The organism is Aerosakkonema funiforme FACHB-1375, assembly GCF_014696265.1.
Classification (GTDB): Bacteria; Cyanobacteriota; Cyanobacteriia; order Cyanobacteriales; family Aerosakkonemataceae; genus Aerosakkonema; species Aerosakkonema funiforme_A.
The window spans coordinates 1-16,064 of the sequence record NZ_JACJPW010000057.1; the positions used below are offsets into that span (position 1 = coordinate 1).

Genomic DNA, 16,064 nt, shown 5'->3' on the forward strand with positions numbered 1-16,064 from the left:
TGGGGGAGTGGGGGAGTGGCGGAGAGGGGGAGTGGGGGAGTGGGAGAGTGGGGAAAAACTTTTTGTGTCGGCTACTCGACATCGCAATCGGGCATAATAATTTCGACTTCTCGCAATCGACGCGAAGTATACCCAATTAAACCGATCGCCAACAAACATATCGAACTGATAACGTACAAAAGCGCCATCCCAGCACCAGCTTTGTTGCCGAATATACCCCCAAAAATGACAGCGAGACTACCTCCCGGCTTCATAGCTGGCTCAAAAACATAGTCTGCCAGGGGCCCAGCTACAGAATAGCCTAATGTTGATGCCATCAGAACACTCATAGAGCGAATGGCAAAAACGCGCCCTTGCACTTGAGGTTTAACCTTGGCTAACCAGATAGCATCGCTGCAACTACCAAGCATAGGGAAATTGATCGACGAACAAAATTGTGCGGGAATCCAGATCCATAAGATCTGAGCAAATCCAAACACTATTTTGCTCATTCCCACGGCGATCGTACCCAGCAAAAATCCCTGTATCCGGCGCTTGGGGCCACCCAAAGTACTCATGAGCAACGCTCCCACAACGCCGCTCGCTCCGGCGACTGAAGCTACAGTAGCTAATACTCTAGCATCGTTACCAGTGCGTGCCAAAATCATGGGTGCATAAAGTGAAGCACCAAAGTCATGGGCAAACCAAAATAAGGATATAAATACCAACATAGCTAGCAGGCTGGGTCGTGCGACAATGTAACGCCAGCCAAACCAAATTTCTTTGTAGATATTTGGGTGACTGAAGCTTTCAGTTTCTGTAATATTCGGTTGGGGAATAGGTACGAGTAGCAAGGTAGCGATCGCGATCGCAAAAGTAGCAATATCGACGATTAAAATACCCATAAAGCCGATAGTTGGATAGCAAGTACCAGCTAAAGCCGGTGCGACGATACTGGAACCGTAACTTGCCAAAAAGCTGATACTGCTAGCGCGACTGTACTGCTGTTTTGGCACCATTGTTGATATAGCTGCTAAATATGCCAGTTCTTGGATTTCCTCAAAAGAACCGTTGATAGTAGCAGTTACGTAGAGATGCCAGATTTGCAGATTGCCGGTCAGATAAAGCAGTACGATCGCGATCGCGGATAGACCCGCAACCGTATCGCCCAGCATCATCAGCACTTTCCGGCTAAAGCGATCGACAATTACTCCCGCAAACGGCGCTATCAATATGCGCGGTAGTTGGTTAAACAAACCAAATAAAGCTAATGCTGTGGCGTGACCTGTCATTTCCCACGCCCAGATAGTCATGGCAAAGCTAGTCATTTGGCTACCAATAATAGAAGCTGTTTGACCGCTCCAAACTAAAATAAATTTCCGCATTTGTAAGTAACTGGGCGTAAATAAACAAAAGATAATTTTTAGGGTAGGCATTGCCTGCCATAGGGGCTGTCAGAGGGTTATATTGTGTCTGGTAGCATCGGTAGTACATGAATGATGTTGAGGATTGTCTGCATCGAATCTGTGGTTAAATTTTTACCACAGATGAAAACAGATAAACACAGATGAACACAGATAGGATTGCAATTTTTTTCGGTTACCGATGCAACCGGGGATGATATTACGGGCGTTTTGTGGGCATTGCCCACCCTACGTTTAATTCTGTCTGATTTAGTACGGCGAATTGAGTTGGGATTGATGTGTTATTTGAAAGTAAAATATGCGATCGATCGAAATCAAAACCAAGGCCATTCATTAACCCAGAAGTAATCTTCTTCCGGATATCGTTTAGTTTTTTGGGTTACTTTGATTGCGGCTTGACGACGAGCGATCGACCACTTACGGTGACGCCATAATACAAAGCCGGTGATAAACAAACCGATGGGTGCCAAACCTACCAATACATAGATAATCCGCATTCCCAATCCGCCATAACTACCGATATGTAAGGGGTAAAGAGAATACAGGATCTTAGTTGCTAAAGGGCCTTTATGAGCGGTGTTAACGCGCAAAACTTTACCGCTATATTGGTCAACATAAATCTGGCTATCGCTACTCGCACTACTCAGGGAAGTGTCTTGGGAAAACCTTTTCCCGACTCTATACAAACCTGTAGAATCTGCTGGGATATTGACCCAAATTGTTTGAGCTACTGGTAAAGCTTTATTGGCATTTTGTAAGATGCGATCGACTGGCAAAGTTTGTCGATCGGCAGCCGGGTTAGATTTGGTAGGAACAACAGGTAATGAAGTGGATGTGAGCGCGTAAACAGCTTGTTCAAACTGAGAGAAAAAGCTCATTGCTACCCCGGTAGATACAATGAGCAGAAGAAAAGCAACCGACAGCATACCCAATACTTTGTGGATATCGTAATTGAGTAATTTTGAGGGAGCTTTCCACCTAATCTTAAATCCTTGGATAAATTTCCGCCAACCAGTCCACAGAACAAGTCCGCTTACGCATAATACTAGCAGCAGAATACCGCAAATACCTACAACTAGCGAGCCTATTTCGCCGGCTAGAAAGTTTATATGTAATTCGACCAAAAAATTCATCAGAGTTTTTTCTTTCAGGCGCGAACCGAGGAGCGAACCATTGTAGGGATTGACGTAAACAAAAACTACCTGTTTGTCCTTAGATTCGCTCCATACTCTGTAAACGGCGGTGGGATTTTGAGGAATATCGATCGAGTCGATTTTCAGATTTGGATAAACAGAGTTAACCCGATTTACTACATATTGTAAAGATACCCGTTCTGGTTGTGGAACTACTTGTAATAACTGCGGATTTAGGAAGCGATCGATTTCATTACCAAATACCAATAAACTGCCAGTCAAGCAGATGGCAATCAGCAATATTCCCACCGTTACACCGATATATCGGTGCAGAACTAATGCCAGTTTACGTAATTTCATATCGAAACTTTAGTACATGAGTGATGCGAAAAATTGTCTGTTGGAATTAAGGGATAAATTTTTACCGCAGATGAGAGCAGATAAACGCAGATGAACGCAGATAAGAGAGCAGATAAGAGAGGTTTTTTAGGAAATCGATGCTATCGGATATGATATAACACATTAAACAGAGGTATGTTGTTGCACTTTAGCGCTAAAGCGCAACAACGTACCTAGAAATCAGTCTTTGTTTTGTGTCACTTGCATAAATCCTATATACTCCATCCGCATCCGATTCATCTGCGTACCCTTCGGGAAGGCTATCGCCTACATCTGCGTTTATCTGCTTACATCTGCGGTAAAAAAAATCAAAGATTTGGATTTCCGCAAAATGTCAAAACTCCAAACCAATTGTCGCCTGCACCGTCAAAGGCGCACCGGGGAAAACGCGCAGAGGGCCATTAGAAGCCTCATAATATCTAATGTCAAACAAATTCTTGACATTCAAACCGACTTTAAAGTTATCTCTTCTGTAGTAAAGAGCAGCATCGGTGCGAAAATAATCCGGTAGATAAAAACTATTGTCAAGATCTCCGGGACGTTCTCCTACATAGAAGAAACCCAAGCCGAAACCCAAACCGCGCAGATTTCCCCTTTGAAGTTCATAAGTTGCAAACAAACCAGCGCTATGTTTTGGGACGTTATCGAGTCGATTGCCAACTGGCAAGGCATTATCTTCAGTAATGGTGGCATCTGTATAAGCGTAAGAAGCAATTACTTTCAATCCTGGCAAGATTTCACCAGTTACATCTAACTCAACACCCCGGCTTCTTTGTTCGCCAGTTTGGATGGAAAAGTTAGCATCTCTGGGATCTGGTGTGAGAACGTTTTGGCGAGTCAACTGGTAAATAGCAAATGTGGAAGAAAGTCGGCCATCTAAAAGATCGGCTTTGACGCCTACTTCATACTGAGTGCCTGTTTCCGGCTTAAATAGTTCATTATTGAAGCCTGTACCGATTACAGGATTAAAAGAACGGCTGAAGCTGGCGTAGAGAGAAATCGGTTCGATCGGCTGATATACGATACCTACCCGTGGACTGAATGATTCTTCGGATTGTTTTGTTTCTGTATTGGCTAATTTATCGGTTAGCTGCTGTTCGTAGAAGTCAAAACGTCCGCCCAATATCAATTTAAATTTATCGAAAATCGATATTCGATCTTGGACGTAAAAGCCTGCCGATCGCGTCAGGGTAGCATTATCAAGACTGAAGGTAATTTCGCCGTTAGGGGAGCCATACACCGGGTTAAAAAGGTCGAGCGGTGCAATATCCCCAAAGTCGAATTTATTTTTGTAGTTGTTTTCCCTAAATAGCTCTACTCCAACGAGTAACTTATGATCGATCGGCCCTGTGGAAAAGTTACCGATTAAATCGGTTGCCATTATCTCGTTATCTGTACCGCTACTGCCTGTAGAGTAACCGCGAGTGAGAGTTCGGTTATCGGGTTCGAGGCTATTCGGGAAAAAACTATCTTGCTCGTAGGAAAACAGGGTAACCCGGAAACTATTTCGCAACGACCAATTTTCGCTGAAGCGATGCTCTAAATTGTATCCCAGTCTGTTAGCGTTGTTATCGATAAAATCTCGATTGGGTTCGGCGATATTGCGTTCGATCGGGATCTTGCCATTTGGGTTGGGAAGTACTGTACCTACCGCTGGCAAACCGCGATAGTTGGGAAAGCTCGATCGAATAAACTCTCCTTCCAGGGTTAGCTTTGTATCCTCAGTAATATCCCAACTTACTACGGGCGCAAAAAATAAGCGCTCGATTTGAGTAAAATCAACGAAGGTATTTGAATTTTCGTAAGAAGCATTGAATCGATAGAGGGAATTTCGGCTGCGGTTGAGCGGGCCACTCAAATCTATGGCTCCGCGATAAAAGCTAAAATTTCCAATGCTAAATTCAGCAGCATAAAACGGATCGGGTAGCGGTCTTTTTGTGACTAGGTTGATTACACCGCCGGGACTGCCTTGACCGAACAAAACTGATGCTGGCCCTTTGAGGACTTCTAATCTTTCCAGGTTTGCGGTTTCAGATGGAATTTGAGTGTTAGTGGAATCCCTTAAACCATTTCGGAGAATATTTGTGCTTTCAAAACCTCTAATATTAAAGGTTTCAAATGTGCTAATGGATGAACTGGTGGGATTGACGCCGCTGGTGCTTCTGACTGCTTCTTCTACGCGGGTGACTTGTCGATCTTCGAGTACCTGCTGGGGAACAACCTGAACTGCTTGGGGTACGTCCCGCAATGGCGTATCTGTGCGAGTTCCCGCAGTTGCAGAAGGCGCTCGATATCCTGTTTCGTCTGCTTCAGCGATCACAATCAGTTCAACCGATCGTTCTCTGGGAGGCTGAACCCTTGGGGAAGTGGGTTGGGTTGGTTGAACTTGAGTGACCGGTTCTCCTGTTGGGGAAGTCGGTTGAGTTGGTTGAACTTGAGTGACCGGTTCTCCTGTTGGGGAAGTCGGTTGAGTTGGTTGAACTTGAGTGACCGATTCTCCTGTTGGGGAAGTCGGTTGAGTTGGTTGAACTTGAGTGACCGGTTCTCGTGTTGGGGAAGTCGGCTGAGTTGGTTGAACTTGAGTGACCGATTCTCGTGTTGGAGAAGTCGGCTGAGTTGGTTGAACTTGAGTGACCGGTTCTCCTGTTGGAGAAGTGGGTTGAGTTGGTTGAACTTGAGTGACCGGTTCTCGTGTTGGGGAAGTTGGTTGAGTTGCTGTACCGGATGCAGTATTCAAACTGACAACTAAACCCCGATTTTGGGAAGTCACTTGTGCGGTGGGTACATCCGCTGCTCCGATAACTTTAACTCTGATACTGTTGATATCCAGTCGGGTAACTTCTATCGATCGAATTCCCGGTGCGGGATTGTCTTGGCGAAAGGAATCTCCTTCTGGCAAACGCAATTGCGCGGTAATAATATCGGCAAAAAAGGTTTCGCCATACTTGCCGGTGAAGGCTTGTAGCGGTTTACCATCGATCGTTTCTAAGATGACCTCAATGCCATTGGGTGTCGGGTTGAGCTTTACGGCAGTTACTTGCGCGATTTGCGCCTTTGCAGGCGCTGCGACTAACACCGATACGGCTCCTGCAAACCCAAGCGCATTGAGGAATTGCAGTTGTTTCACTCAAATCTCCTCACATACAACAAGCGGATCGGATAGCGCTCTGCTCCACCGCACAGGCGATGCTGCACTGTGCGTGAATTGTCGCGCTACCAGCTAAACAGGAATAATTCTTAACTGATTGAGTTTTCTACTTGCTAATTAATTTCAAGTAAATGCAACAGATATTCATTAAGCAGTAAGGGTGTGTACTTTGTCAAGGCTCCTCATCCCGGAATTGGAATTCATCTGATTTCCATCTAGAAGCGGTATGAATCTTCCCAAAGATAGATTGTTTATTTGAGCAAAGCCTAATATAAACAAAGGTTTTGGGTATCCCGTTTTCGGCAGTTGTCTATCTGGCTGGCGATCGCTCTTGTTGCCTTTAACTTGCCAATAACATTAGTTTAACTTATCAAAAAGTCCAGAAGCATTTGCAAATATTTTGCGTAACTACTTGCTAATAACTGAGAATATTGCTTATGCTTAGTGAAAATTAATTGCGAATTAATTGCAAAAGCTTAAAGTAGTTGCTGAGAGGTATGTTGTTGCGCTGTCTTCGCTAGGCTGCGGTTTCTCACCCGTTGGTGATGTGCAAAAAATTTCTCCGCGTCCCCGCGCCCGTCTCAACCAACTACTTATGACCGCACCCTTTGTCTTGTGACACTTGGGTAAGTCCTCAAAAAAATCTTCCAAAACCAGTGCAGTGAAAGAAGCCAACACCACCCGCTTCTGACTGACTCGATCGTTGTGGCGTTCTCGATAGCACCGAAGAAAATGACCGATTCTGACAATGACTCTGCAAAACTCCCCGTAGGTTGTACCTCTTTCGCGGACATCTTGCGGTATAGGGCTTTACATCAACCTCAGCAACGCGCTTTTACCTTTTTGCAAGAGGTTGAAGGCGAGGAAACGAGTTTAACTTATCAAGAATTCGATCGCCGCAGTCGAGCGATCGCATCTCAACTACAGAGTTTGGGTTTAAGTGGGGAACGCGCTTTGCTGCTTTACCCGCCGGGATTGGATTATTTGGCGGCTTTTTTCGGTTGTTTGTATGCGGGAGTGATAGCTGTTCCCGCTTATCCGCCGCGCAACAAACGCAACACGCCCAGGATAAAGGCGATCGCATCTGACGCACAAGCAGCGATCGCGCTTACTACATCGGCGATCGAATCTAAAGTCAAATCCCTGCTAGAAGAAGAAATCGGGACAGAAACTTTACAATGGCTGACTACAGATAATCTCGATCCAAACATAGAAGATTATTGGCAAAAACCCTTTATTGAAGCGAATACATTAGCTTTTTTGCAATATACTTCCGGTTCTACAGGAGAGCCGAAAGGGGTAATGGTGAGTCACGGCAACTTGTTGCACAACGCCGCAGTGACTTATCGTTTAATGGAACATTCGCCAAACAGTAAATTTATTTCTTGGTTGCCGACTTATCACGATATGGGATTGATCGGTGGGATATTGCAACCTTTATATGGAGGATTTCCTTGCATTTTAATGTCGCCGACATCTTTTTTGCAGCGTCCCTATCGGTGGTTGCAGGCGATTTCCCACTATCGAGGTACTACCAGCGGTGGCCCTAATTTTGCTTACGAATTGTGTATTGAAAAAATTACACCAGAACAACGCCAGACGCTCGATTTAAGCAGTTGGAATGTGGCTTTTAACGGTGCGGAACCAGTCCGTCACGATACTTTAGAGAGATTTTCTGCTACTTTTGCCGAGTGTGGATTTCGCCGGGAAGCTTTTTATCCCTGTTACGGGATGGCGGAAGCAACTTTGATGGTTGCTGGTGGAATTAAGAGATTTTCACCAACTATTAAAAGTGTTCGGGCGAGTGCGCTGGAATGCGATCGCGCGATCGAAGTTGAAGGTGAAAATGAGGATATCCGAAGTTTTGTCAGTTGCGGTCAAAGTATCCCAGACCAGGAGATTGCGATCGTGCATCCGGAAAAATTAACTCGTTGTTTACCGGATGAAGTCGGTGAAATTTGGGTATCTGGGCCAAGTGTAGCCCAAGGTTATTGGCATCGCACTCAAGAAACAGAAGAAAATTTCCGCGCCTATTTAGCAGATAGCAAACAAGATGCCTGCACCACAGGGCCTTTTTTGCGAACTGGGGATTTGGGATTTTGCCAAAATGGCGAACTTTTCGTCACGGGAAGAAGCAAAGATTTAATTATCATACGCGGTCGCAACCTCTATCCGACTGACATCGAACTAAGCGCAGAACGCAGTCATCCAGAATTGCGATCGAGTAGCGGTGCGGCATTTGCTGTCGAAATTGGCAATGAAGAACAATTGGTAGTCGTACAAGAATTGCAGTTTCGATCGAAAGCGAATGTCGAGGAAGTTATCGCCGCAATTCGCAAAGCTGTCTCGGAAGAACATGAGGTACAAGTTTATGCTGTGGTGCTGATTAAAGCGGGTAGTATTCCTAAAACTTCCAGCGGTAAAATTCAACGTCGTGCTTGTCGGTCAGAATTTTTGGCAGGCAAGTTGGATGTCTTGGGTAGCAGTATTCTGAATTGTGGGGAAAAGGGAGAAGATGCTACTCGCCTGAATCGAGAAGCAATCTTAACAATTGCGGCGATCGATCGCCAATCAATACTGGAATCTTACCTTCAGGAACAAGTCGATCGAGTGCTGGGAATAGCGCCAGCTTCTGCGGACAAACAGCAACCTTTGAGCAGTTTCGGTCTGGATTCTTTAAAAGTTTTTGAGTTAAAAAACCGCATTGAGGGCGATTTTCAAGTAGCCGTATCTGTGGCAGATTTGTTCGAGGGTGCGAGTATTTCGATGTTGGCAACGCAGATACTCGCTCAAATAACGGCGGGAGAAACAAAATCCTTAGTGCCTATCTCTCCAGTTGGCAATATTGCGACAGAATATCCTCTTTCTTTCGCTCAACAGAGATTGTGGTTTATCAATAAGTTAGAGCCAAATTCGGCTGCTTATAACATTGCCATAGCCGTTTACCTGACTGGACGAATCAACGAAGCAGCTTTGTCACAAAGCCTTCAGGAAATTATCAAACGTCATGAAGTTCTGCGGATGAGTTTCAAGGCAATGGATGGGCAACCAATGCAAGTTATCCATCCAGAGATAGATTGGCAATTAGGGGATTGCAAAACCGTTAAAAAATCATCAATTCAAGATTATTTAACTGACGAAGCGCAGCAGATTTTCGATTTAGAAGACGGAGGTTTATTGCGAGCTAAATTGGTGCGTGTGGGAGAAGAGGAAAACATCTTGCTTCTCGTCATGCACCATATCGTCTCGGATGGCTGGTCGATCGGCATTTTTATCCGAGAAATAGTAGCGCTTTACGAAGCTTTTTCTAGGGGAAAACCTTCTCCGCTGGCGAAATTACCGATTCAGTATAAAGATTTTGCCTATTGGCAACAGCAACAGCAAGTTGAAGTGTTCCAAACGCAGCTTGCTTACTGGAAACACCAGTTAGCTGGCAATCTTCCCGTACTGAATCTACCAACAGATCGTGCGCGATCGCCAGTCACGACTTTTCGAGGCGCTAAGCAAACTTTAGCTTTTCCAAAAGTTCTCAGGCAAGCAATTTTAGAGCTAAGTCAGCAAGAAAGTGCCACCTTATTTATGACTTTGCTGGCGGCATTTAAAACATTGCTATATCGCTATACAGAGCGAGAAGATATTCTCGTGGGGTCGCCTATTGCTAACCGCAACCGCAAGGAAATAGAAGGATTAATTGGCTTTTTTGTCAATACTTTGGTGTTGCGAAGTAACTTGGGTGGCAATCCCAGTTTTAGAGAGTTATTGCGGCGAGTCCGCAAGGTGGCTTTGGAGGCTTACGCTCACCAAGATTTGCCGTTTGAAAAGTTGGTGGAGTTACTGCACCCAGAACGAGATTTAAGTCACACGCCGCTGTTTCAGGTAATGTTCGCTCTCCAGAATTTCCCATTGCCAGCACAACAAATACCCGGTCTTAGTTGGCGCGTTGAAGAAATCGATCATAAAACGGCGAAGTTCGATTTAACTTTATTTGTGGAAGATACGGGACGGGAACTAATCGGAACTGTGGAATACAACACAGATCTGTTTAATGCAGATACGATTACCCGGATGTTAGGGCATTTTTCGACTTTGCTGGAAGGTATCGTTGAAAATCCCGATCGAGCTATTTCCGATCTACCTTTGTTGACGGAAGCCGAACGGCAACAAATTTTGATAAATTGGAACGATACCAAAACAGAATTCCCGTCAAATGTTTGCATTCACAAACTGTTTGAAGCTCAGGTAGAAAGAACGCCAGATGCGATTGCTGTTGTCTGCCAAGATGACAAACTAACTTACCGAGAACTAAACCAAAGGGCAAATCAGCTAGCACATTACCTGCAAAATTTAGGCGTGAAGCCAGAAGTTTTGGTTGGCATTTGCGTAGAGCGATCGCTTGAAATGCTCGTTGGGCTTTTGGGCATCTTGAAAGCGGGCGGCGCTTACGTACCTCTAGATCCTAGCTATCCAAAAGAGCGATTGGCGTTCATGTTGGAGGATGCAAAACCACCCATTTTGCTGACTCAACAGCGCTTATTAGATAGAATACCTCACCACTCAGCAAAGGTTATATGTTTGGATAGAGATTGGCAAGAAATTGCTGTCACAAGTTGCGATAATTGCCTTAGCAATGTCAGTGCTGAAAACTTAGCCTACGTTATTTATACTTCCGGTTCTACAGGTAAGCCGAAAGGAACTTTAATTCAGCATCAAGGACTGGCAAACTATCTGAATTGGTGTACTCAAGCATATATTGTCGAGCGAGGAGAAGGAGCGACAGTTCACTCTTCAATTTCCTTCGATATGACGATTACAGGGCTATTTTCGCCTTTATTGGTAGGTCGGAGCGTCGAACTTCTTCCGGAAGATAAAGGTATAGAAAGTCTTGCTGCTGCTTTGCGAAATGGATCGAATTTTAGCCTTGTCAAAATTACACCAGCCCAGTTAGAATTACTCAGTCACCAGTTATCCCCTCAAGAAGCAGCAGGTCGAACGAGAGCATTTATTATTGGTGGGGAAAATCTGTTAGCACAGACAACAGCTTTCTGGCAAAAATATGCGCCAGAAACGATGTTAATCAATGAATACGGCCCGACAGAAACGGTAGTTGGTTGTTGCGTTTATCAAGTCACCGAAAAAGATCGATCGGGGTCTATTCCGATCGGTCGTCCCATTGCCAACACTCAACTTTACATTTTAGACCGGAATCTTCAACCCGTACCTGTCGGAATTACAGGGGAATTGTATATCGGTGGCGCGGGTGTGGCGAGGGGTTATTTACATCGTCCCGAACTCACTAGCGAACGCTTTATTGCTAATCCTTTTGTGGCGGGAGAAAGGCTTTACAAAACAGGCGATTTGGCGCGTTATCGTGCTGATGGAATTATCGAATATTTTGGTAGAATTGACCATCAGGTGAAGATTCGCGGTTTCCGGATCGAACTATCGGAAATTGAAGCGGTGTTGAGTCAGCATTCCAAGGTGCGGGAATGTGCAGTTTTGGCAAAATGCGATCGCCTCATCGCTTATGCAGTTCTCCATCCTGGAGAAAATCTCACCATTAGTGAATTGCGAACCTATTTGGCAGAAAAATTGCCAGAATACATGGTGCCATCTGCCTTGGTGACGTTGGATGAAATGCCGCTGACGGTGAATGGTAAAGTCGATCGTCAGGCGTTACCTGTAACGGAAAGTCTGCGTCCAGAATTAGAAGTTGCCTATGTTTCGCCGCAAACTGAACTGCAACAAATTATCGCCACCATCTGGCAAGAAGTATTGCGTTTAAAAAAAGTGGGTATTTATGACAACTTTTTCGACCTCGGCGGACATTCATTGTTGATAGTCCAAGTTCATAGCAGAGTACAAGCGAAGTTGGAGAAAAACATTTCGATGGTTGAGATGTTTAAATATCCCACGATCGAATCATTGGCCAAACATTTAAGTCCTCAACGAGAAGAAAAGCCAATATTCCAAGAAATTAGCGATTCAGCTCAAAAGCAAAGATTGGCTTTGAGTCGTCAAAAACAATTAATGAAACAAGTGAGATGGGGAAATGAGTGAGGAGTTAGAAAGCATAGCGATCGTCGGTATGGCGGGTCGCTTTCCGGGTGCGAAAAACGTTGATGAATTTTGGCAAAATATCCGGGATGGCGTTGAATCGATCGAGTTTTTCAATGATGAAGAACTGTTGGATTCGGGAATTGAGCCGGAGGAATTGCAGAAACCCAATTATATAAAAGCTGGTGCGACTTTAGGAGATATAGATTTATTCGATGCGGCCTTTTTTGGCTTTAGTCCCAGAGAAGCGGAAATGACCGATCCGCAACATCGGCTGTTTTTAGAATGCGCTTGGGAAGCATTGGAAAATGCTGGTTATAATTCGGAAACTTACCCCGGTCGAATTGGCGCTTTTGCTGGGGTTGGTTGGAACAGTTACCTGTTCAACAATCTCTATGCAAATCGCGAATTTATCGAAGCGGTTGGCGGACATCAAACTTTGATGGGAAATGACAAAGATTTCCTGACAACTCGCATTTCTTATAAGTTGAATTTGCGGGGGCCAAGTATCAATGTTCAGACTGCTTGTTCCACATCATTGGTAGCAACAAGTTTGGCTTGTTCAAGCTTGCTAAGCTATCAATGCGATATGGCTTTGGCGGGGGGAGTTTCCATATTTGTGCCGCATAAAGCGGGATATTTATATCGCGAAGGCGGGTTTTTATCTCCCGATGGACATTGCCGCGCCTTTGATGCCAAAGCACAGGGAACTGTAATTGGTAATGGTGTGGGAATAGTAGTTTTGAAGAGATTATCGGATGCGATCGCAGATGGAGATTGCATTCATGCCGTCATCAAATCTGCTACTATTAATAATGATGGTGCTTTAAAAGTTGGATATACAGCGCCGAGTGTGGAGGGACAAACAAGAGCGATCGCAGAAGCAATTGCCTTAGCAGGAATTAATCCCGAAACTATTAGTTATATCGAAACTCATGGCACCGCCACACCTTTAGGAGATCCGGTAGAAATTGCCGCACTGACAGAAGCTTTTTCACTTTATACAAATAAGACAGAATTTTGTGCGATCGGTTCTGTAAAAACTAATATCGGACATTTAGATGCAGCGGCGGGTGTTGCGGGTTTAATTAAAACCGTTCTTGCTCTCAAAAATAAACAAATACCTGCTACTTTGCATTTTGAAAAGCCTAATCCAGAAATTGATTTTGACAGCAGTCCTTTTTATGTAAATACCACACTTTCTGAATGGAAAAGTAACGGCGTTCCCCGTCGCGCCGGAGTCAGTTCTTTTGGAGTTGGGGGAACGAATGCTCATGTAATTTTGGAAGAATCTCCGCTGGAAAAGCCGGGTCGCAGGGTGGCCGGGTCGCAGGGGAAAAACTATCAATTATTAGTTCTTTCTGCTAAAACTAATTCGGCATTAGAAACGGCAACCATAAATTTAGTTGATTACCTCAAGCAACATCAAGATTTAAACTTAGCAGATGTTGCTTACACATTGCAGGTAGGAAGGCGAGCTTTCAACCATCGGCGTACTGTTGTTTGTCGGGATATAGAAGATGCAATTGTCGCACTTCAAGACCCCAAAAGAGTTTTCACTAGCATCCAGGAAACAAATTCGCGTCCCGTAGCTTTTATGTTTCCCGGACTGGGAACTCAATACGTTAATATGGCGAGGGAACTTTACCAAGTTGAGCCGACATTTCGCAAAATATTCGATCGCTGTTGCGAACTTTTCCAACCTCACCTTGGTTTAGACCTGCGAGATGTCCTTTATTCCAGTGAAAACAAACTGGATAAAAGTTCGGGTTTCGATTTACGAAAAATGCTAGGTCGTGGAGAGGAAAAAACAGATGCTGCGACTGAAAAGCTCAATCAAACCTTTCTGACACAACCTGCAATTTTTGCCGTTGAATACGCTTTGGCGCAATTGTTGATTGCTTGGGGAATTCATCCTCAAGCAACGATCGGTTACAGCATTGGGGAATATGTGGCGGCGTGTTTGGCAGAGGTTTTCTCCTTAGAAGAAGCCATTACTTTGGTCGCCAAAAGAGCGAAAACGATCCAAGAATTGCCGGGGGGAGCGATGTTGGCAGTTCCTCTTTCCGAGCAAGAAGTACAGCCTTTTTTGAACGACAAACTTTCCTTATCGGCAATTAATGGAGCCTCCCTTTGTGTAATAGCAGGTGCAATAGATGCGATCGAAGAATTAGAACAACTGTTAATAGACAAAGGATTGGCTTGCCGACGAATCGTTACTTCTCATGCTTTTCATTCTTACATGATGGAGGCGATCGCACCCAGCTTACGCGAACTCGTTAAAACCTTCAATCTCAAACTCCCAAAAATTCCTTATTTATCCAACGTCACCGGCACTTGGATAACCGCAGCAGAAGCAACAAATCCCGATTATTGGGTGAAACATTTATGCCAACCGGTTCGCTTTGCCGATGGAATTCAAGAATTGTGGAAAAAACAGCATCCCATTCTATTAGAAGTTGGCCCCGGTCAAACTTTGTGCAGCTTGGCATTACAATGTATAGAAGGCGATAAAATTGCGCTTTCTTCCCTGCGTCATTCCTACGATAGGCAGTCAGATATAGCATTTTTACTGAACGCATTGGGTCAACTTTGGTTGGCAGGAGTGCAGATAGATTGGTCGGCTGTTCATGGGAATGAAAATTGCCATCGTCTACCTTTACCGACCTATCCATTTGAACGCCAACGGTATTGGATTTCTGCACAAAAACAAACGCGGCTTGTGCCGAGCTTGCAGCCATGTTTTGAGGAAAAGAATCTCTCTCCATCTCAGGAAGAGGGGAGAATAGATCGTCAAGCACCTCGGAAAAGTTATGTTGCTCCTACTAACGAAATTGAGGAAAGGATTGCTCAACTTTTCCAACAATTACTGGGTGTGGAACAGGTGGGAATTAACGACAACTTCTTCGCTTTGGGAGGACATTCGCTGCTTGGGATTCAGTTAATTTCTCAATTGCGGAAAGACTTTCAAATAGATTTATCCCTGCGTCCTCTTTTTGAAGCGCCGACGGTGGCAGAGTTGGCATTATTTATCGAAGAAATCCTGCTCGATGAGTTAGAAAAATTACCTGAAGAAGAAGTTGAAGTGCTGGTGTCAGTTTCCCAGTCACAAGCACCCAAATTTAGCAGTCAGCGACGCTACAAGTTGCCGAATAATTTGGAAATTGTCTATCAAACGAAAGCGGAAGCTGATTATTTCTATGAAGATATTTTCCAAAATCGGGTGTATCTGAAGCATGGGATTAATTTACGCGATCGCGCCATTATTTTTGATGTTGGTGCTAACATCGGTATGTTTACGCTTTTTGCGTCGCAAAACTGCAACAATCCCACCATTTACTGTTTTGAGCCAGCACCGCCTCTGTTTGAAATTTTGCGCCTGAATACCACTTTCTATGAGATAAATGCCAAGCTGTTTAATTTTGCTATATCCAACGAACCTAAAACAGCAACATTTACCTTCTATCCCAACAGTTCGGGAATGTCTTCTTTCTATGCCGATAAACAGGAAGAGAAAGAAGTTTTAAAAGCTATCATGCTCAACCAATTGGAAAATGGTATGGCAGGGATGGAACAAGTGATGGAACACGCTGATGAATTGTTAGAAGAAAGGTTTAAAGCGCAACCTTTTACTTGTCAGTTGAGAACGATTTCTGAAATCATCAGCGAAAACAACGTAGAGCGCATCGATTTACTCAAAATTGACGTTCAAAAAAGCGAATTGGATGTCCTTCAAGGCATTAAAGAAAATGATTGGCAAAAAATCCAGCAAATTGTCATTGAAGTACACGATATAGAGGGACGACTGCAACAGGTAACTAACTTGTTGAAAAACCAAGGTTATCGCGTCGAAGCCGAACAAGAAGACTTGTATGAAGGCTCAAATATTCACAACGTATATGCAATCAGAAATTCAGGAGCGTAAAT

General features: G+C 44.3%; 6 protein-coding genes. 3 read left to right on the forward strand and 3 right to left on the reverse strand.

Features of this window, described 5'->3' with window-relative positions; genetic code table 11:
* Nucleotides 1–71: 71 nt before the first annotated feature.
* Nucleotides 72–1,364, reverse strand: a complete 1,293-nt coding sequence (locus tag H6G03_RS21170) for an MFS transporter (protein ID WP_190467955.1) — start codon at nt 1,362–1,364, stop codon at nt 72–74.
* Nucleotides 1,365–1,562: 198 nt separating this feature from the next.
* On the opposite strand from H6G03_RS21170, the gene H6G03_RS21175 reads away from it, so the two are divergent.
* The gene (locus tag H6G03_RS21175; RefSeq protein ID WP_190467958.1) at nt 1,563–1,751 is read left to right on the forward strand and encodes a hypothetical protein; all 189 of its coding nucleotides are present in this window, start codon (nt 1,563–1,565) and stop codon (nt 1,749–1,751) included.
* On the opposite strand, the gene H6G03_RS21180 is transcribed toward H6G03_RS21175, so the two are convergent.
* Nucleotides 1,718–2,896 carry a PepSY-associated TM helix domain-containing protein gene (locus tag H6G03_RS21180; RefSeq protein WP_190467960.1) on the reverse strand — a complete coding sequence of 393 codons (1,179 nt, stop codon included), beginning with the start codon at nt 2,894–2,896 and terminating at the stop codon, nt 1,718–1,720. The two genes, H6G03_RS21175 and H6G03_RS21180, sit on opposite strands and share 34 nt — an antisense overlap.
* Before the next feature lie 373 nt (nt 2,897–3,269).
* On the reverse strand, nt 3,270–6,062 hold the full coding sequence (locus tag H6G03_RS21185) for a TonB-dependent siderophore receptor (protein WP_190467962.1): 2,793 nt from the start codon (nt 6,060–6,062) through the stop codon (nt 3,270–3,272).
* 753 nt (nt 6,063–6,815) lie between these two features.
* On the opposite strand from H6G03_RS21185, the gene H6G03_RS21190 reads away from it, so the two are divergent.
* Together H6G03_RS21190 and H6G03_RS21195 are read left to right on the forward strand one after the other, a co-directional pair.
* A complete protein-coding gene (locus H6G03_RS21190) occupies nt 6,816–12,140 on the forward strand; it encodes a non-ribosomal peptide synthetase (RefSeq protein WP_190467965.1) in 5,325 nt (1,774 codons plus the stop codon).
* Entirely contained in the window at nt 12,133–16,062 is a 3,930-nt protein-coding gene (locus tag H6G03_RS21195) for a type I polyketide synthase (protein WP_190467968.1), read from the forward strand. Before H6G03_RS21190 ends, H6G03_RS21195 begins: the two co-directional genes overlap by 8 nt.
* Nucleotides 16,063–16,064: the final 2 nt, after the last annotated feature.

Bases quoted from the DNA above. Each gene is read 5' to 3' on its own strand.
- H6G03_RS21170 (WP_190467955.1), bottom strand. From the start codon at position 1,364: ATGCGGAAATTTATTTTAGTTTGGAGCGGTCAAACAGCTTCTATTATT.
- H6G03_RS21180 (WP_190467960.1), bottom strand. From the start codon at position 2,896: ATGAAATTACGTAAACTGGCATTAGTTCTGCACCGATATATCGGTGTA.
- H6G03_RS21190 (WP_190467965.1), top strand. From the start codon at position 6,816: ATGACCGATTCTGACAATGACTCTGCAAAACTCCCCGTAGGTTGTACC.
- H6G03_RS21195 (WP_190467968.1), top strand. From the start codon at position 12,133: ATGAGTGAGGAGTTAGAAAGCATAGCGATCGTCGGTATGGCGGGTCGC.